The 17,791-nt window shown below is 68.9% G+C and carries 13 protein-coding genes and 2 pseudogenes; 7 read left to right on the top strand and 8 right to left on the bottom strand.

The window, feature by feature from the left end; genetic code table 11:
* The first annotated feature begins 14 nt into the window (after positions 1-14).
* Positions 15-224: a hypothetical protein gene (locus tag MTO91_RS27530; RefSeq protein WP_157818166.1), complete on the top strand. Its 210-nt coding sequence runs from the start codon at positions 15-17 to the stop codon at positions 222-224.
* 1,205 nt (positions 225-1,429) lie between these two features.
* On the opposite strand, the gene MTO91_RS27525 is transcribed toward MTO91_RS27530, so the two are convergent.
* Both MTO91_RS27525 and MTO91_RS27520 read right to left on the bottom strand, forming a co-directional pair.
* Entirely contained in the window at positions 1,430-2,110 is a 681-nt protein-coding gene (locus MTO91_RS27525) for a PASTA domain-containing protein (protein ID WP_350589240.1), read from the bottom strand.
* 1,026 nt (positions 2,111-3,136) lie between these two features.
* The gene (locus tag MTO91_RS27520) at positions 3,137-3,622 is read right to left on the bottom strand and encodes an HIT family protein (RefSeq protein WP_100877310.1); all 486 of its coding nucleotides are present in this window, start codon (positions 3,620-3,622) and stop codon (positions 3,137-3,139) included.
* Between the two features lie 76 nt (positions 3,623-3,698).
* Here MTO91_RS27520 and MTO91_RS27515 point away from each other — a divergent pair, with 76 nt between their 5' ends.
* The 3 genes from MTO91_RS27515 (at position 3,699) to MTO91_RS27505 (ending at position 6,806) form a co-directional block, all read left to right on the top strand.
* Complete coding sequence (locus tag MTO91_RS27515) at positions 3,699-4,448, top strand: hypothetical protein (RefSeq protein ID WP_157818167.1); 750 nt, start codon at positions 3,699-3,701, stop codon at positions 4,446-4,448.
* A 162-nt stretch (positions 4,449-4,610) separates the two neighbouring features.
* Positions 4,611-5,747: a nucleotidyl transferase AbiEii/AbiGii toxin family protein gene (locus MTO91_RS27510; protein WP_157818168.1), complete on the top strand. Its 1,137-nt coding sequence runs from the start codon at positions 4,611-4,613 to the stop codon at positions 5,745-5,747.
* A gap of 393 nt (positions 5,748-6,140) precedes the next feature.
* Entirely contained in the window at positions 6,141-6,806 is a 666-nt protein-coding gene (locus MTO91_RS27505; protein ID WP_157818169.1) for a helix-turn-helix transcriptional regulator, read from the top strand.
* Positions 6,807-7,059: 253 nt separating this feature from the next.
* Here the strand turns inward: MTO91_RS27505 and MTO91_RS27500 are convergent.
* Positions 7,060-8,324 (bottom strand): IS3 family transposase gene (locus MTO91_RS27500; RefSeq protein WP_476655067.1). Its coding sequence is split into 2 segments (ribosomal slippage): positions 7,060-8,021 and positions 8,021-8,324, totalling 1,266 coding nucleotides; the frame shifts between segments, so codons are not numbered across the junction.
* 82 nt (positions 8,325-8,406) lie between these two features.
* On the opposite strand from MTO91_RS27500, the gene MTO91_RS27495 reads away from it, so the two are divergent.
* Positions 8,407-8,688 (top strand): hypothetical protein, encoded by a 282-nt coding sequence (locus MTO91_RS27495; RefSeq protein ID WP_100877383.1) that lies wholly within the window; start codon positions 8,407-8,409, stop codon positions 8,686-8,688.
* Positions 8,689-9,009: 321 nt separating this feature from the next.
* The gene (locus tag MTO91_RS27490; protein ID WP_476655087.1) at positions 9,010-10,323 is read left to right on the top strand and encodes an ISL3 family transposase; all 1,314 of its coding nucleotides are present in this window, start codon (positions 9,010-9,012) and stop codon (positions 10,321-10,323) included.
* Positions 10,324-11,398: 1,075 nt separating this feature from the next.
* On the opposite strand, the pseudogene MTO91_RS27485 reads toward MTO91_RS27490, so the two are convergent.
* Positions 11,399-12,911: pseudogene (locus MTO91_RS27485) on the bottom strand (IS1634 family transposase).
* Between the two features lie 405 nt (positions 12,912-13,316).
* Here MTO91_RS27485 and MTO91_RS27480 point away from each other — a divergent pair.
* On the top strand, positions 13,317-14,630 hold the full coding sequence (locus MTO91_RS27480; RefSeq protein ID WP_476654971.1) for an ISL3 family transposase: 1,314 nt from the start codon (positions 13,317-13,319) through the stop codon (positions 14,628-14,630).
* Positions 14,631-14,670: 40 nt separating this feature from the next.
* Here MTO91_RS27480 and MTO91_RS27475 read toward each other — a convergent pair whose 3' ends face one another.
* From MTO91_RS27475 to MTO91_RS27460, 4 genes and pseudogenes are all read right to left on the bottom strand, one after another.
* The gene (locus MTO91_RS27475; protein WP_281010936.1) at positions 14,671-14,850 is read right to left on the bottom strand and encodes an AlbA family DNA-binding domain-containing protein; all 180 of its coding nucleotides are present in this window, start codon (positions 14,848-14,850) and stop codon (positions 14,671-14,673) included.
* 158 nt (positions 14,851-15,008) lie between these two features.
* Positions 15,009-15,759 (bottom strand): annotated as a pseudogene (locus MTO91_RS27470) (LamB/YcsF family protein).
* Positions 15,760-16,373: 614 nt separating this feature from the next.
* Complete coding sequence (locus MTO91_RS27465; protein ID WP_281010859.1) at positions 16,374-16,538, bottom strand: hypothetical protein; 165 nt, start codon at positions 16,536-16,538, stop codon at positions 16,374-16,376.
* 534 nt (positions 16,539-17,072) lie between these two features.
* Positions 17,073-17,486 carry a histone-like nucleoid-structuring protein Lsr2 gene (locus MTO91_RS27460; RefSeq protein WP_281010935.1) on the bottom strand — a complete coding sequence of 138 codons (414 nt, stop codon included), beginning with the start codon at positions 17,484-17,486 and terminating at the stop codon, positions 17,073-17,075.
* Between the last annotated feature and the right edge of the window lie 305 nt (positions 17,487-17,791).

Raw genomic sequence — 17,791 nt, 5'->3', positions numbered from 1 at the left:
CTGAGGAGGACGTCATGCCTGCGCCTGACCCTGCTTCTGCGCACGCCGCACCCCTGGTGGAGCGCCTCGCGCAGATCCTTGATCCGGTCGCGTTCGACGACCGCGCCGAGCCCCGCACGCTTGGAGCGTTGTGGGATCAGACCTGCCGGCGCATGACCGCCCAGCAACACGCCGCCCGCGCGATCGCCGCCGGATGGGTGCCCACCTCGGAAACGGCGCCATGACGCGCCAGGACCGCAACGCCCGCACCGTGCTCGTCAACTTCCAGCCCGTCCGGATGCTGGCGGGGTCCACGTTGATCGATGAACTCGGCTCCGGGGACTGGTTCGTCGGGCCCTCCGGCGAGCTATCCGAGGTGACCTGCTCAGTATCGAGCATCCGAAACTCTGGACCGAGGTCATGAACCTGTCGATGTCGAAGCAGGAGCGCCTGTGAAGCGCCACGCCAGCCGCTGGCGCGGCATCGGCCCCGCCCGCCCGGACCGGGTCGCGTTTGTCCCCCAGAACGACCGCGGCCGTCCCGCCGGCGCCACCCCACCGGTGCCCCGCGCTGTGGCACCGCTCCCTGCCCGCCAGGGCCAGTGCTCGACGTGCGGGCAGATCGCACAGGTGAAGGGCGGGAACCTCCTGCCCCACCACAGCCCAGACCGCATCGCGTGCCGCGGCCGTCGACCGGCCTGGGCTGAGCTCGTCCGGCACCGCTGCCAGGACTGCGGCACCTCCGCCGGGCTGGGCGCCCGCGTCCCTGCCGACCACCACACTCCCACCGGGGAGCCGTGCAACGGCACTGCGCAGCTGGTGCCCACCGGGCGCCGGACCACCTATCGCCAGCCCCCACCCACCCCACGGGTCCCGATGCGGCGCGGGAAGCCCCACCCCGACGCCGCCGAGCGGGCCCGCCGAGACGAGAAGCGCGCCACTCTCCAGGCCGAGAAGCGACTCGCGCGCGATGCAGCCCGCGCCGCCAGGCAGGGGAACACCTCCCGGAAGCGCGTCCAGCAGCTGACCGAGGAACAGCAGGGGCCACGCATCCGGGCGGCCGCGGAGCTGGACGGTCGCTACCAGCACCCGGAGGACCTGCCCGGCGGCCCGCCGCACGCGTACCGACTCCCACAGCAACCAACCATCCCGCCTTCGCCGTTCACGGCCTCGGCAGCGCCGGTGCAGGAGGTCCGAGCCTCCACTCCCGAACCGTCCCCGCTTACCAAGCTCGTGCCCGTGCAGGAGGTGCCCATCAAGGCCTGGAAGGCAGCGGCCGCGCCACCGCACTACCTGTCTGACCCCTTCCGCCCGTGACCGAGCCAGTACGGTCGCTTTCGGCAGTACGTCGTCGGAGGGCCTTGCGGGATCGGCAGCTAGGTCCCCCGAGCAAGTGTGCTCCGGCTGCCGTCCGGCGCGTTCGCTGAGGGCACCAATGCTGGCGGTCTGCGCTAGTCCTGACAGGTGACGATCGCGTAGGCGCCCTCGGAGGAGTTCTCCGAGATCACGTTGCCGGACGGCCCGATAATCTGGCAGGAGATCGTGCCGCCGCCGGAGTTCTGCGCGGAGACGTAGGCGAAGCTCATTCCGCTGTAACCGGGGGACTCCACCGATTTCGACCAGGGCAGCTCGGCCGAGGAGACCTGCGAGGTATTCCCGCCGGTGCTGCTGTAGGTGATCATCGCGCTGTTCTTGCCGGTGATCTTGTAGGTGTAGGTCGAGCTCGGCTCGACATACGCCGTGGTCGGGGCGGTGGGGGCCGGGGTGGAGGCCATGGTCGCCGAGGACGCGGTCGATCGTGCCGACGTGGGATCGAGGGTCACCCGAACCGAAGAGGTCTTGCTCCACCACGTGCCCGCGGCCGGCGACTGCCATTCGACGAACGAGTCCATCGACGCGTAGTTCGTCGTGAAGGAGATGTCGCGGAAATCCGCGGTGTCTAACGCCGCGCTGGCCTCGTCGCCGGTCATGCCAGTCAGGTCAGGGACGGTCGCGTAGCCGAACGAGGCCGGGTCGTTCGGCTCCTGCGAAGTGGTGGTCGAGGTGGCCGCAACGGCCGTCTGATCGGAGCCCGCAGCAGACGAGCCCGACTCACCGGCTCCGAGTACGAGCCCGGCGATGAGCCCGACCACACACATGACCGCTCCGACGCCGAGCAGGCCCAGCCGCGGGCCGCGAGAGCCGGCCGGGGACGGTGCGTCTTCGATAGGTCCGGGAGGGGTGCTGTCCGGCGGCTGGATCATGGCGGGCCTTTCGACAGTTGCGCGCTGCTGACGCCCATTCAGCGCACTTTTCCGATCCACCGTTAGCACCAGTCCTCAGGATTGATGAGACGCTCGGAAGCCGCCAGCTCGGTGAGCTCACCGCCACGGCCACTCCGGCCGGGCTGGGTCCCCGTCACCGACCTCGACGACAGCCCGCTCTCGGCCGCGCCAGCGAGCACCACGGCCCGGCACCGGCCCAACCGGCCGCGGTGAGCGGCTACCTGATGAGGCGTCCGCGCCGCGGATGCAGGGGAGCGCGCATCACCGGTGTGCGTGAAACGCTGGAACCGGATTCCTCATACATTCGACGACCGTCATCGGTGGCCGCGAGCAGCTCCGCGCGGCCCGCATCGACGGTGTGACTCCAGGCGAGCACTGCGTCGAAGGCTGCGCGGCCGTGACCCCGAGCCCGAGCCCGAGCCCGAGCCCGAGCCCGAGCCCGAGGATCGGTGCATACGTTGCTGATCAGCACGTCGCCCTTCGGTCGAGTGCGGTGACGGGGGCGCGTCTCGGAGTGTGCCCAAGGCGGTCGCGAGGACCGCGCCACCCACCTCGACGACCACGATGCAGGAGCGTGGGTCCTCCAGCCGCGGCGTGAATCACTCCGTCGCCTCGGCCTGGCTGCTGTTCCCTGCGCTGGCGCTCTCGATCCCGGCGCCCCTCTCCTGCCGTCGCTGCTCGGCCAGGGGGTCGCGACGACGCCCCGCGACAGCACGGACCCAGCCGCCGGCACCGGGCTGACCGGGCTTGCGGAGCGGGTCACCTCGACGGTGGACGGCTGCGGCTGCCGAGCCCGCCCGGCGGCACCACCCTCCTGCACACCGAGCTGCCTCTCACCTGAGGCTGGCTCCCAACAAGGCGGATCGGGACCGGCTCAGCTGGACATCCGCTCTCTCATGCCGGGGAGTCCGACGGATTCCCCACCGAGGTGAGGTGCAGAAGTTGATGGAGCTCGGCAGTGATCGCCTCGCGCAGGGGATCGTGACGAGTTGACAGTGCGTAGCGGGGCGACTTGCGGTCGGGGTATGTCCAGACCGGGCTGTGGCGATGCTCGGCAGGTTCCCATTCGTAACGTGGATGTACGTGTGCGTGAAGATGCTCGAATGAATTTCCGAGGATCTCGTAGTTGATTCTTCGGAATCCACTGTCAAGCTGCTGGCACGCGTTCGCTACGGCCTCACCGAGGATGGACATGTCCATCAGGAAATCGGCGCGTTCGGCCCTGTTGAGATCACTGAGATGATTGGCCGTGCCTGCATAGAGAAGGAGGCTGTAGCCGGGAAGGTGTTGTGTGTCTCCGATGACCGCCCAGCTCGTCGACATGCGCATCATGACCGTCGGGTTCTCGCCACGCTCGGCGGCCGCGATTCTCTCGTACATCCGTCCCCCTTTGCGAGGGTTCACCGTTCCGCGGTTCAGCTTCCACTCCGCACTCGACTCTACTACGATTCTGATTGTGAACGACCCTGAGGCGCGTCTGTCGGACTTGTTCTCGCTCGCTGAGGGACAGCACGGGTACGCCGGTCTGGCGCAGCTCGGTCTGCACCTGGGCTCCCCCTCGGTGCAGCGCTGGCTGCAGCTCGGCCTTGTCGAGCTCGCCCGGCCCGATGTGCGCGACGTTGGTCCTGCGGGAGGAGTGCTCCGGGTCAGGGCGGGCGCCCGGCACGATTTTCCCGGTCTGTATGCGACCTGGGTCGGGCTCGAATCGACGCCGGCGTGGCGGCGTTCGCCCACGGCCACCGCGGTGGTGTCGCATCGTTCCGCTGGCCTGGTCTACCGAGTCCTGACCGCCCCGGTGGCGGCCTACGAGTTCACCGCCCCGACTGCGCAGGCCGCTACTCGTTCCTCGTCATGGCCGGGCGCAGCCGCGCCTGCATCGACCGAACATCCTCAGCCAGCGCAGGGTGGCGACGCGGTGGGTTCGCCGTCGGGAGAGGTGGTCGTGCGGAACGCGCTGTTGCTCGAGTGTGAGGTCGTCCTCGTTGAGGGGATGTGGGTCACCAGCCCAGCTCGGACGGTGGCCGATCTGTACGTCGACTGCGGCGTCGGGGTCGAGGTGCTCGGCCGGATATGCCAGAACCTGCTGTCCGCCGGGTGGGTCGCCGGCCGGGATCTGCCGGGCGAGTTGAGCGCTGCCTTCGCTCGACGCGGCCTTCACGATGATGGGAGCGGGTGGCTGGCCGAAGCGCTCGAGGCGGCGGCCTGAGCCGGAACGGCAACAGCGGTGACTCACCCCGACCCGTGGCGGCCCCACCTTCTTCCCGAGTTTCGTGACCGGTTTCCCACCTGGTCTGATCTGACATCCGCGGTCGCACAGCGGGCCAGCGGCCCTGAGCTCGACTCCAGCCGGGCGATGCAGCAGCTGATCATGACCGACCTGCTCGCCGGGCTCAACCAGCGATCCCACGAGTGGCATCTCCTCGGATCGCTGGCCCTTCCCGTGCGCCCACATCCCGATGACCCGTGGCCCGAGACGATGCGGCCGTCCCAGACCGGGCCCCATCCGGCTTACTGCATGCCGCGGACCGCCTTCGATCTGGACCTTTTCGCGCACTCCCTGCGTCACCGCGACGCCCATGACTACGGGCGGGAGGTCCTGGCCGCGATCCACGACATCGCTCCACCCATCTCCCAGCCGGGCAGGACCTCGACGGTCGGGCTGGGCGGGCTGCTGCGCTACAGCGCGAACGCCCTGACCGTCCACGACAGCGGACAGGTCATGGGCACCCTCAACGCGCAACCGGTCGACGATCGCTACGGCCCCCGTAGAACTGTCGCCGTCGCCGACCCCATTGTCGTGGAAATCGATATCAAGCCGCCGAGCAAGATGGTCTATGTCGGCCCGCCCGACGTTTCACATCGCTCGGTAACTGCCCTCGACCTTCCCGGTCTCATGCCGGTCCGGCCGACCCTGTTTCCCATCTCGAACCAGATCGCGGACAAGCTCGTCCTGCTTACCGGTCCGCCGACCAGCCTTCGCGGCAACAACACCACGGCCTGGCACCGCTATAAGGATCTCATCGATCTGCACTATCTGATCTCGACATGCCGTGTCGACGGTGATCTGCTCCGCCAGGCCGTGGCCACAAACTGGAACTGGAACAGGATGGACGCAGAGCGGCTCCCCGTCCCCTACCGGGTTTACGGGCAGTCGCCGCTGGCCACACCTGATGAACGTCAGATCCCATGGGAAGCCGAGATCGACGCGCTCCGTCACCAGTGGCCGCAGCTACGTGCCTACCCGCACTTCTCCGCGATGGTTGACACCATCAGTCACTTCACCGCCGAACTGAGCGCCAGCGAGAGCAGCCGCTGGCGCCCGGGGCAGGGCTGGGAATCAGATCCCACCGCCGCTGCCCGGGGCGCGCAGCGGGCGCTCTACGCCCGCGAGGACCGAGAACGGGCCGCTCGAACCCAGCACACATCGACGACCCCACCACCTGCAGCGGGACCCCAGCAGCTCGGCGGCCCGGACCGGACCAGGGGGCGAGGGCTCCGTCCGTAGGGAGCGGTGGCTCAACCCGTGACCGGCACCGCGAGCGCGGCCACGGTCGACTGTGCAGCTTCCGAGGGGCTACCCGACGCCGTCGCTATCGGCCGACGGAGCCGTCAATCTGTTCGCGCAGGATGTCGGCGTGGCCCGGCCTATCCGCCACGGCGATTGCCCGTGCGCTGGGCATGCCCACTGAGGCGGTGCGCCAACGGCACAACGCCGCCGACGGCAGCCGCTCGACAGGTTCGTGTCTCGGGTGCGGTGCGCTCGCCATGGCTTCGACCAAAGCCGCCGAATCAAGCATGTCCCGAGACCCGACACACTCAGAGGGAGCTGTGCTGGCAAGCCCGCTCACCGCACACACAGCAGTAGATAATTTTCTAGCATGATCGTATGTTCAGGAGCGTGGACTCCTCCCCCGCCGACCGGCTCCTCTCCCTGTCGATCACTCTGGCCATCGACCCGCCGATCCCGGCCGATACCGATGTCCACGAGATCGGCCAGGCCGTGGCCGCAAGGATCGGCAGCGACGGGGTCGCGATGACGACGGCCCCCGTTCGCGGTGAGCCGATCGGCCGCCTCGGCTGGGTCATCCCCACCACCACGAATCGCGCCATGGGCAGCGGCCTCGCCGACTTCGCACGCGTTTTGGAGGCCGCCGCTCGTGAGGGTCTCGAAGGCGTCGCCCCCCTGACGACCCCGGAAAATCGCGGCCGCGTCCGCACCGTCGCCTTGGAAGTCCTCACTCTCGACGAGGTCGATCGTCGCCTGGCCATCGACCGCTTCCCCGACGTTGTCGGCATCGACGAGGTCTGCCACATCCTTGGCGTGAAACGAGCCATGGCCTACCGCCACACCTCCCGCGACAGCTTTCCCCCGCGTGTCCGTGAGGGGGTCGCGATCTGGTTCCGCGCTGGCGTCGAGCGCTACGCCGCCGAGCTACGGGGGGAACCAGACCCCATGATCGAGAAGATGCGCAGCCTCGGATACTCCACAGCGCCCGTCGAGGTCGGAACCTCACCGACGGCCGCAGCCGGTAGGGAGGACATCAAGACCACCGGCCCCAGCTGATCCGCAGCCGAGGACGCCCGACACGGCCTCGACGGCCACGCGCGCGTCAGAGATTCTGCGCTGGCAGGCGGCACCGCCCCGGCCTGACCCACCCCGCTCACACCGGTCTCCCCGGAGACGCTGGCTACCGTGCGCGGTCGGCGCGGCAGTGATTGTCGGCCCCCTGTGCCACTCTGCGAGGCGAGCTCGGTCTGCGGGTGGAAGGAGATGAGCGGTGACCCTTGAGCCGCTCTGGGTCTGATGGAGACTCGCGCTATGGGATTCCGACCGGCTGTTGGTCGTCCCAGTGGGCAGCGTAGAACGTGCGCTCGTACTCGGCCGGTGGGCGGTCGCCGAGGTAGCCGTGCAGGCGCTGCTGGTTGTGCCAGTGCACCCAGCCCAGCGTCGCGAGCTCGACGTCCTCCACGGTCTTCCACGGACCGTCTCGGGTGGGACCGCGGATCAGCTCGGCCTTGTAGTAGCCGTTCACGGTCTCGGCCAGGGCATTGTCGAACGAGTCCCCGACACTGCCGATCGACGGAACCGCACCGATCTCGGCGAGCCGCTCGCCGTACCGAACTGATGTGAATTGAGCTCCGGCATCGCTGTGACACCGCAGATCCGGCAGCCGCGTGCCGCGCGACCAGCGGGCCATCTCCAGCGCGTCGAGCACCATCGACGTGCGCATGTGCCCTGCGACTCGCCAGCCCACGATCATCCGCGAGAAGGCGTCGACGATGAAACACACGTAAGCGACCCCGGCCCAGGTCGGCACGTAGGTCAGGTCGGTGACCCACAGCTGGTTCGGCGCGTCAGCCCGGAACCGGCGCTTCACCAGGTCCGGATGGCGGGCCGTGACTGGATCCGCCCGGGTGGTGCGAACCCGTTTCGTCCGTTGCGCGCCCTCGATCCCCGCCGCCCGCATCAAGCGGGCGACCTGATCGCGGCCGACGTCCAGGCCGGCACGGCGGGCGGCCTTCCAAAGCTTGCGGACTCCGTAGACGCGGTAGTTGTCCACCCACAACCCGACCAGCGCAGGAACGAGATCACCGTCGCGCCGGGCCCGCGCCGAGGGCAGACGAGTCTTGGCGGCGTAGTAGCTGCTCGGGGCCACCTGCATCACGCGGCAGATGAGCTCGACCCCGAGCCGGCGCCCCTCCACCACGTCCTCGCGGTGGGCGTCGATGAACTGCACTATCTGCGGTACTGGCGGTCGAGCTCCGCCCCGAAGAAACTCGCAGCCCGCTTGAGTACCTCGTTCGCCCGGCGCAGCTCCCGGACCTCCTGCTCGAGCTCACGCACCCGGGACGCCTCGTCGGTGGACACGCCGGGCTGGTGGCCGTCGTCGATATCGGCCTGGCGAACCCACAACCGCACCGACTCTGCGCCGTAGCCGAGCTGATCGGCCACCCGCTTCACCACGCCATGGTCGTGGCCCAGCTCGGTGCGCAGGGTGCGGACCATCCGCACCGCCGCGGCCTTCTCCTCCTGCGAGTACCGCCGCGTCGTGGGCTTGCCCGCAGTTCGTTCTGACGGCATGACTCCATCCTCGTTTCCAAGACCAGGAGTCTCCACCGGACCCAGAGCGGCTCACCTCGCCCTGGAGCTGTTCCCTCGCCGCGTGGATCCGGAGGACTTCGCCCGCGCCCAAGTCGGACGGTTCGCTGGTCACCAGCTCCGCATCGGCCGCTCCCGAGTCGTGCACGCTGTCGCCTTCCGTTCCTGGCTCGGCGACCTCACGCTGCCGGTCCCGGCCTGTCACCAGGGCTGGTCCGGATTCGCCGCAGCCGGCGACCTGCTCGCCACCAGCGATCCCGTGACGTGCCGGAAGTGCGCGTTGCGCGCCGGGCCGGTAGCCGTGGTGGCGGAGCAAACCGCGTTGTTCCCGGTCGAGCTGCCCTAAAGCAGCCCGGCCGGCGCTGGCCACGGCCCCAGCCGACGAGGCGGCCGGGCGGCGCCCCGAGGATGCGGACCCGCCGCATCGCCGACTTCGAGCCCAGCCTCGACGGACGGCCCTACCTGCGGCCCGTCCCTCGGATCTCGAGGGCAGGCCGTCGTCGTCTCACCCGTTCGCGCGGGGTTTGAAGGCTCTTCCGGAAATGGAGTGCAGGTGAGGGCGTGATCGACCGCGCGGGTGGGGTCGTGTCGCTGCGGTGAGGCGGGCCCCGAGAAGTTGATGATGAAGGTTCCTACGCCGAACACCGTCAACAAGCCCGGGGACCCGATGTCGCAGCCTACGTGCCCGCCTGCCCAGATCGTGGCCGACACGATCATCCGTACCGTCGAGCTCGGGGTGCGGATCACCGACGCCGCCCTGGCCGGGGAGACCACGGTGCTGTGGTGCGACCTGCTCACCGACGGGCCCGGCGCCTGCCCGGGGTGCGGACTGACCGGGATCTACCGCGACAGCACCGAGCGCCGCGTCAGCGACGTCCCGGTGGTCGGCCATCCGCTGCAACTGCGGGTCCGGGTGCCGCGCTACCGGTGTGTCCACGATGACTGCGCCCGCGAGATCTTCGCCCACGACTCGACCCGCCTGGCCCGTCCCGGTGCGTCCACGACCCGGCGCTGCGCGGAGTACGTGTTGCGCCGCTTGGCGATCGACCAGGCGACGGTCGCCGCGGTCGCCCGTGAGCTGGGCCGCAGCTGGGACACCGTGAACAGCGTCGCGGTCGCCGCGACCGAGCAGCTGCTGCGCTCCGCCGGGCCGGCCCGCCTGGACGGGGTGCGGGTGATCGGGGTCGACGAGCACAAGTGGGCGCACGTGTTCGGCGCCGACGGAGACGGGTTCGTCACCGTGATCACCGACCTCACCGATGTCGTCGCAGGCCGGGGGCCTGCGCGGCTGCTCGACCTGGTCCCGGGCCGCTCGGCGGCGGCCCTGAAGACCTGGCTCGACGCCCGCGACCCGGCCTTCCGCGACGGGGTCCGGGTCGTGGCGATGGACGGTTTCGGCGGCTACAAGAACGCCGCCACCGACGCGTTGCCCGATGCGGTCACGGTGATGGACCCGTTCCACGTCGTCGCCCTGGCCGGGCACAAGCTCGACCTGTGTCGCCAACGTGTCCAGCACGACACCCTCGGCCACCGAGGCCGCACCGGTGACCCGCTCTACCGGGCACGGCGGACCCTGCGGACCCGCCTCGGACTGCTCACCGACCGCCAACGCACCCGGCTTGAGGCGGTCTTCGCCGCCGACGAGCACGTCGCGGTCGAGGTCACCTGGTGGGCCTACCAGCAGATCATCGCCGCCTACGCCGACCAGGACCGCCGACGCGGCAAAGCATTACTCAGCGGCGTGATCTACCGGCTACGCACCGGGCTACCGCCCGGGCTCGACGAGCTCACCACACTCGGCCGAACCTTGCACCGGCGCCGCGTCGACATCCTGGCCTACTTCTCCCATCGCGCCTCGAACGGCCCCACCGAGGCCATCAACGGCCGACTCGAAGCCCTCCGCCGCAACGCCATGGGCTTCCGCAACCTGATCAATTATCGGATCCGGTCGCTACTGCACTGCGGAGCGCTCGCACTCTAAATCCGGAAGAGCCAAATAACTTCAACAGCAGCGCGAGACCTATAAGGCTCCTGCCCCTGACAGCGCTCATTCGTTCAGCGCTAGCAGATCTGCAGGGGTCTCACAATGATGAGGGCCGGGCATTCCGGTTAGCGTGTCCGCCTCGGTGAGGAGTTTCCGATCTCAACATCATAGCGGCGGGCCCAGGCTGTCATTAGGCCGTGGTTCCCGAGCCAAGCGTCTACATTGATGGCGCCGGTAGGGCTGAGCTGGACTATCTCAGGAAGCCCGAAGTGCTGAACCAGGCCGGATCCGACTTCAATGCCACTGCGAGGCGGTCCTGGACTGTGTCACTCGCTGAAAGGTCCGCGACGGTCTGAGCTGTGGCGGCGCGAACAGGACGGGTATTGGGAAGGCGCCTATTGCGGCCGTACAAATCTCCCCAGAGTTCAAGTCGGTCGTAGACTCCGTCTGAGCGGGCAATGCCTCCGAAGACCGCGGCAGTTCCCCAGTGGCCCACTCGCTCCACGGCCCACCGCAGCCCCATTCCGACCAGTAGTACTAAATCATCAACAACTGCTAGTCGGCTCACTCCGCGCTGCTCCTCAAGTGAGCTGGCTTGAGCTCCGAAGAACGCTCCATCGGCGTGCAGCTCAAGGTAGCGCTCACGGGGGGCCGCTGCATCTTGGTCGTCTCGATATGGATGTTCGGTGAAGGTCAACCGTCGTGGGCCGGGGATCGGGCTGCCGGATGGCGCAGGTGAAGAGTTAAGTGGCGATTGGAAGTCGACTTGGTGGAGCCACTGTGAGAACTCGTGGGCTACCGCCCGGTTCATCGTGGCGTCCGCGGTCACTGCTGGTACGACGGCGATGTAGCACCACCTGCCCGGATTCGGCGAGTGCCGCCTGGCCCTCAGACACGACTCGCCTCTCACGGGCCTGACGCCGTGCGTCACCTAGGAAGCGGCGTTGATAGCGGTCAGCGAGCTCGGCCTCACCAAGGTAGCGAGTGTGGCTGCCGTCGCGCACCGGGAAGCACCGAGGTCTACGTTCACTACGGGGCGCGAAGTCGACCCCATGACCTGAGTTGCACAGGTTTAGTGCCCCGGGGCGGGGATGGCGGGTAGCTGGTCGAGGATCGCTCGGGCGTCGGTGGTGATCTCGGGTGCTGCGGTGAGTTCCTGTCCGCCGATGCCGATCCGGACGGTGCGCAGCGGCCGTAGTGTCCGGACGAGCCTCTTGATCGAGGCGCCGGTCAGGTCCTGCAGGTGCCGGCTGACCGCCAGCGCGGCGAACACGACGGTCAGGTGTGCCTCGATCGCATCGCGCCGGCGGTGGAAGATCGGTCGGGCCCGCAGGTCGGACTTCGCCATCCGAAACGAGCGTTCGACCTGGTAGAGGTCGTGGTATGCATCGATCACCGCCTGGCCGGCCATGGTCGCCGCGGGCAGGTTGGTGACGTAGCCCTTCAAGCCGGCGAGCTCGCGGGCCCGTTCGACCAGCGCCCAGTCCACGCCGCGTTCGGCGCCGTCGAGGCGCACGAACCGGTTCCTTCTTGAGAGGCCGGCTGCCGTCGGCGACCTTCTCCGCCCGGTCGACCATGGCGTTGATGGCCCGGTCGTCGCGTTTGTGGCGGGCGAAGCGGTACTGGTAGACCACCCGCCGCGACCGGGCGGCCTTGCTGCCGGTACGGCCGGTGCCCATAACGCGGGTGGATTCGAGGATCTGCCCGTCGGTGAAGGCGTTGCCGCGCCGCTCGATGTGCTCGGCCAGGTCGTAGGGCGCCTTGGTGATCCGCGACCCCACGATGAACGAGAACCCGGCGTCCTCGATCGCGTTCAGGTTCGCCGCTGAGAGCATCCCGGCGTCGGCGACCACCACCATGTCGGCCACGCGGTGACGCTGGGCGAACGAGGTGAGCACCGGCAGCAGGGTCTTGGTCTCGGCCTTGTTGCCCTCGAAGCAGTGCACCTCGAGCGGGAACCCGGTCGGGTCGACGAGCAGGCCGAGCTGGATCTGCGGGTCGACCCGGCGTTCCTTGCTCATCCCCACTTTGCGCAGGTCGTCCTCGTCCTGGGCCTCGAAGTGCAGCGACGTGACGTCATAGAGCACCAGCGACACCGCACCCGCCTGGCGCGCAGCGGCCATGCACGCGGCGGCGAGCACGGCGCGGTAGTCGCGGGAGATGCACCGCTGCAGGGCGGCGGTGAGGGTGTTGCGGTGCGGCGCCGGCACCCCGATCTCGTCCAGCACACCGGCTACGGCGAGCTTCGAGGTGGGCTCGATGATCCGGGCCAGCACCAGCGCCCGGAACGCCTCGTCGGCGACCGTGTCGAACCCGAGCCTGCGGTAGGCATCAACCAGGACATTCCACAGGACCTCGCACCCGGAGCCGGTCACCACGGCGCGACCCTCCGACGGGGCCAGCGGAAGGTCGAGAGCCTGCTGACCGGCCCGGATCCGGTCGCGCGCCGTGCTCATCAACGTCGCCAGCTCGACCTCGTCGTGGGCCGAGCCCACGTGCTCGACGATCCGCCGCACACCTCGACGCTTCTCGACGATCTGAACCGCCGTCGCGCCGGAAGCGGTCCTCACCTTCCGGACGAACACCGCGACAGGCTACCGATTAGTGCCCCAGATCCAGCGGCCGCACCGCACTGACCAGCGGCGACACGAACCGAGCACCACTCACCTGTGCAACTCAGGCATGAGGAGCGTCGTTACTGGGCGGCACGACGACAGCACTTGCATAACCAACGCCGTCGACAGGGATCGCGATGTAGGCGACGCGGGGTGCAGGCGCGGCATGTGTTTGGAGAGCCTGATGAAGTCGATGGTGCTCGACTTCCGCAGGGGGCCGCTTGCCGACGGTTACCTGGCTCTTCCGGAAATGGAGTGCAGGTGAGGGCGTGATCGACCGCGCGGGTGGGGTCGTGTCGCTGCGGTGAGGCGGGCCCCGAGAAGTTGATGATGAAGGTTCCTACGCCGAACACCGTCAACAAGCCCGGGGACCCGATGTCGCAGCCTACGTGCCCGCCTGCCCAGATCGTGGCCGACACGATCATCCGTACCGTCGAGCTCGGGGTGCGGATCACCGACGCCGCCCTGGCCGGGGAGACCACGGTGCTGTGGTGCGACCTGCTCACCGACGGGCCCGGCGCCTGCCCGGGGTGCGGACTGACCGGGATCTACCGCGACAGCACCGAGCGCCGCGTCAGCGACGTCCCGGTGGTCGGCCATCCGCTGCAACTGCGGGTCCGGGTGCCGCGCTACCGGTGTGTCCACGATGACTGCGCCCGCGAGATCTTCGCCCACGACTCGACCCGCCTGGCCCGTCCCGGTGCGTCCACGACCCGGCGCTGCGCGGAGTACGTGTTGCGCCGCTTGGCGATCGACAAGGCGACGGTCGCCGCGGTCGCCCGTGAGCTGGGCCGCAGCTGGGACACCGTGAACAGCGTCGCGGTCGCCGCGACCGAGCAGCTGCTGCGCTCCGCCGGGCCGGCCCGCCTGGACGGGGTGCGGGTGATCGGGGTCGACGAGCACAAGTGGGCGCACGTGTTCGGCGCCGACGGAGACGGGTTCGTCACCGTGATCACCGACCTCACCGATGTCGTCGCAGGCCACGGCCGTGCGCGGCTGCTCGACCTGGTCCCGGGCCGCTCGGCGGCGGCCCTGAAGACCTGGCTCGACGCCCGCGACCCGGCCTTCCGCGACGGGGTCCGGGTCGTGGCGATGGACGGTTTCGGCGGCTACAAGAACGCCGCCACCGACGCGTTGCCCGATGCGGTCACGGTGATGGACCCGTTCCACGTCGTCGCCCTGGCCGGGCACAAGCTCGACCTGTGTCGCCAACGTGTCCAGCACGACACCCTCGGCCACCGAGGCCGCACCGGTGACCCGCTCTACCGGGCACGGCGGACCCTGCGGACCCGCCTCGGACTGCTCACCGACCGCCAACGCACCCGGCTTGAGGCGGTCTTCGCCGCCGACGAGCACGTCGCGGTCGAGGTCACCTGGTGGGCCTACCAGCAGATCATCGCCGCCTACGCCGACCAGGACCGCCGACGCGGCAAAGCATTGCTCAGCGGCGTGATCTACCGGCTACGCACCGGGCTACCGCCCGGGCTCGACGAGCTCACCACACTCGGCCGAACCTTGCACCGGCGCCGCGTCGACATCCTGGCCTACTTCTCCCATCGCGCCTCGAACGGCCCCACCGAGGCCATCAACGGCCGACTCGAAGCCCTCCGCCGCAACGCCATGGGCTTCCGCAACCTGATCAATTATCGGATCCGGTCGCTACTGCACTGCGGAGCGCTCGCACTCTAAATCCGGAAGAGCCGGTTACCTGGACTGCGACTCCCGACGCCTACTCCACTCCGATTAGAATGATTCCGCCCTGCTGGTTAGCCAGCGCGCAGAAATCTTTAGTGAACTCCTGCTCGTGACGCCAAGAGATCTCACGGTTCTTCGGCTGCACTTCATAAGCGGATTCGGCTTTAAACTCGACGGCGGAGTGGATCCCGTCGACCTCACCCCGGTTCAGCATCCGGGCGAGGTCGTGCACCCGCGTCCACACCGAATCCTCGTCCGGGCCGCGGACGGCGATACGCACCGCGGCGTCACCGCACGAGGACAGTGCGATCGTGCAGGGTGGAGGAGCCTCGACGGTCTCGACGGCGTCGATCGGACACCGGGGCGCGGCGGTCACCGGCTCTCGGACCGCCCCCCGGCCGCGGACTTCGCCGCGAGCACGGCCGGCAGGCTGGCGAACTCGACCCCGGCGGCGCCGAGCTCCGTCCGGATGCGCGCCGCCAGCTCCAGCGCCGCGGGACCGTCCCCGTGCAGGACGAGTGCTGTCGGCGACGATCGGGAGATCCTTGCCGCTCCGAGAGGCGATCACACCCTCGGTGACCATCCGCACCGTCCGGGCGGTCACCTCATCCGGGTCGTGCAGCACGGCGCCCGCCTCGGAACGGGGCACAAGGGTCCCCCCGTCGGTGTACGCGCGATCGGCGATGCCGACCATGGCGATGCGCAGACCACGTTCGCGGGCGATCTCGGCCAGCTCACCCTCCTGCATTAGGACGATCAGCTCGGGGTCGAACGCCTCGACGGCGTCGGCCACGGCCCGCGCGTAGTCGGCCCGGGTGACCACGAGGTTGCCCAGGCGGCCGTGGGGCGAGAGGTGGGTGACGGTCGTCCCGTGCGCACGGGCGAACGCCGAGAGCGCCCCGAGCTGGTAAAGCACGTCGGTTCGGACCTCGTCCTCGGTCAGGTCCATCGCGCGGCGGCCGAACCCGACCAGGTCCGGGAAGCTGGGATGCGCACCGATACCGACACCGCGTGCGACGCACTCCGCCACCGTCCGGTCCATCACGCGGGGGTCCCCCCCGTGGAAGCCGCACGCGACGTTCGCCGAAGTGAGCATCGTCAACAACTCGGCGTCGTTGCCCATCGTCCACGGACCGAAGCTCTCGCCCAGGTCGGCGACAAGATCCACCACCGGCACGGCGTACCCACCTTCTCCGAGAGTCCAGCGACCGTCGAACGGCACTGTCGACTGCAGTCCGCTCGGTGGCCGCCTCCTGGTGACAAGGTGTCCGACGTTAGGTGGCGGGCCGTCGTCGAGCGACGTTCATGCACGATCGCCATGGCGCGATAGAAGCCGCTGATGGTCGCTCCGTGATGGATGTGCGCGCGAACCGGGAGTCGTCGCTCCGTCCGGTGCTTTCGGGTTCCGGTCCATGTCTGGTGCGGCCGCAGGATCGACAACGTAGGCCGCCAGGGTGAACATGCCGTCGGCGAAGGTCTCAAGGAGCTGAGCAGGCAGAACAGCTGTTCCTTGCCGATGGACACGGTGCGCAGCTGACCGGCCCAGTCGATGAGGTCGCTGACGATGTGGTGGTGGAAGTCCTGCAGGTCGTCCAGGTCGTCGCGACCGGGCAACGGTTGCTGGCGCAGCTGGATCAGGCGCAGCGCGGTGAGCTCGACCTGCTAAAGCTCGGCCGAGTCGGTGATGCCCCGGCCGGTTGCTTAGGACACCGGAGTCGAGATCCAGGTAGGGGCCGGTCAACGGCGGTAGCGGGCCTGGACACGCTTACGAGCCTCGCCGGTGCTCAGCGAGCCCGCGGCGACTGCGTCGGGCAACGCCAGGCCCCAGACTGCGACCACCTCATCGAGATCGAACGGCTCGTCGGTGCGGGCCAGCTCCTCGACCGCGGAGCGAGTTTGCACGTCCTGCTTAGCCAGTGTCCCGCTGCGGTGCGCCAGTCACGTCGACCTTGCCCAGCGCGATGACTAACGCGGCGAGATCCCGGGCAATGCCGTCCGCGTCCACAACCCGCCCCTCGACCAGGGCCTCGCCGTCGATCCACCGGTGGACAGCCGAAGGGGTGGTGGTCCCCGGGCTGGCCGATCGCGACGACCTCCGGCACCTGGACAGGCGATACCGAGGCGAGCGCCGGCAGCGCCCGAACCTCGCGGTGCAGACCCCCGAGGCCCCCCGCGGTCAGCGGCAGCCGCGCCGACAGGGTCGTCCCGACCCGAAGATCGCATTCGTCGACCCGCCGTAAGCCAGCCGGCGCACCGGGAGGTCGGCCCACTCTGGGAACTGCACTCGGACCAGCTCGCGGACGAGGTCGTCGTCGATATCAACCTCGTCCGTGTGCATCCTGGCCATCGAGCCCCCATCCCAACGTTGCCGATCATCATCGGATAGGTGTAACCACCGATCGCCCGGGCACCGTCGATGTAGGCCGGCGCGCGGAACTATCCGCTGAACTGGGCGGGCTGTGGCCGCTTCGTCGGCGCGGCTTTCTCCGGGGCGGACGTCGAGATGCTCGAGTCGCGGTCACGGTAGGCCTCGACGACCTCGGCAGGAATGCGGCCCCGCTTGGAGACGGGGTATCCGTTCTCCCGCGCCCACACGCGCACCGCCTGGTTGTGGCGCCGAGCCTCTGTCGAGCCCGCCGCTGCGGCAGCCTCGCGATGGCGTGCGCGCCGGCCGCCTCCTGCGGTTCGCGCGGCGGAAACGAACGGGGCGAGCTTGCCCCGGAGCGTTGCGGCGTTGTCCGCATTGAGGTCGATTTCGAACTGCTTCCCGTCGAGGGCGAAAGCGACGGTCTCATCAGCTGCCGCGCCGTCGAGGTCATCGATAAGCTGTACCGTTTCGATTCGCGCCACTGTGTCATCCTCTGCTGTATTGATGCTTGGTGCCGAGGGTAGTGGATGCTCTACGGGAGACATGCCTTCCCCCGGATTAGCGATACTGCGGGCCAGCGATGTCGTGATGGCCCGGGCGGTGGCGCTTCCCGGGTGATAGGCGAGGTAGGTCGCCAGGATCCGCAGGGCGGTCAGCGCCTCGTTCTTCCGCTCGACCCACTCGCTCTGGCGGGCGCCGCATGCGTTGCGGAACGCTGATCGAAGCTCACGGGACAGGGCGATTCCTGCCACGATGACGGGATCTGGCATCACGGTCCTCTCGCACA

Source organism: Pseudonocardia sp. 2-7, from assembly GCF_056341085.1.
Note: the sequence above shows the minus strand (reverse complement) of the source record. Positions and strands in the feature narration are given on the sequence as shown.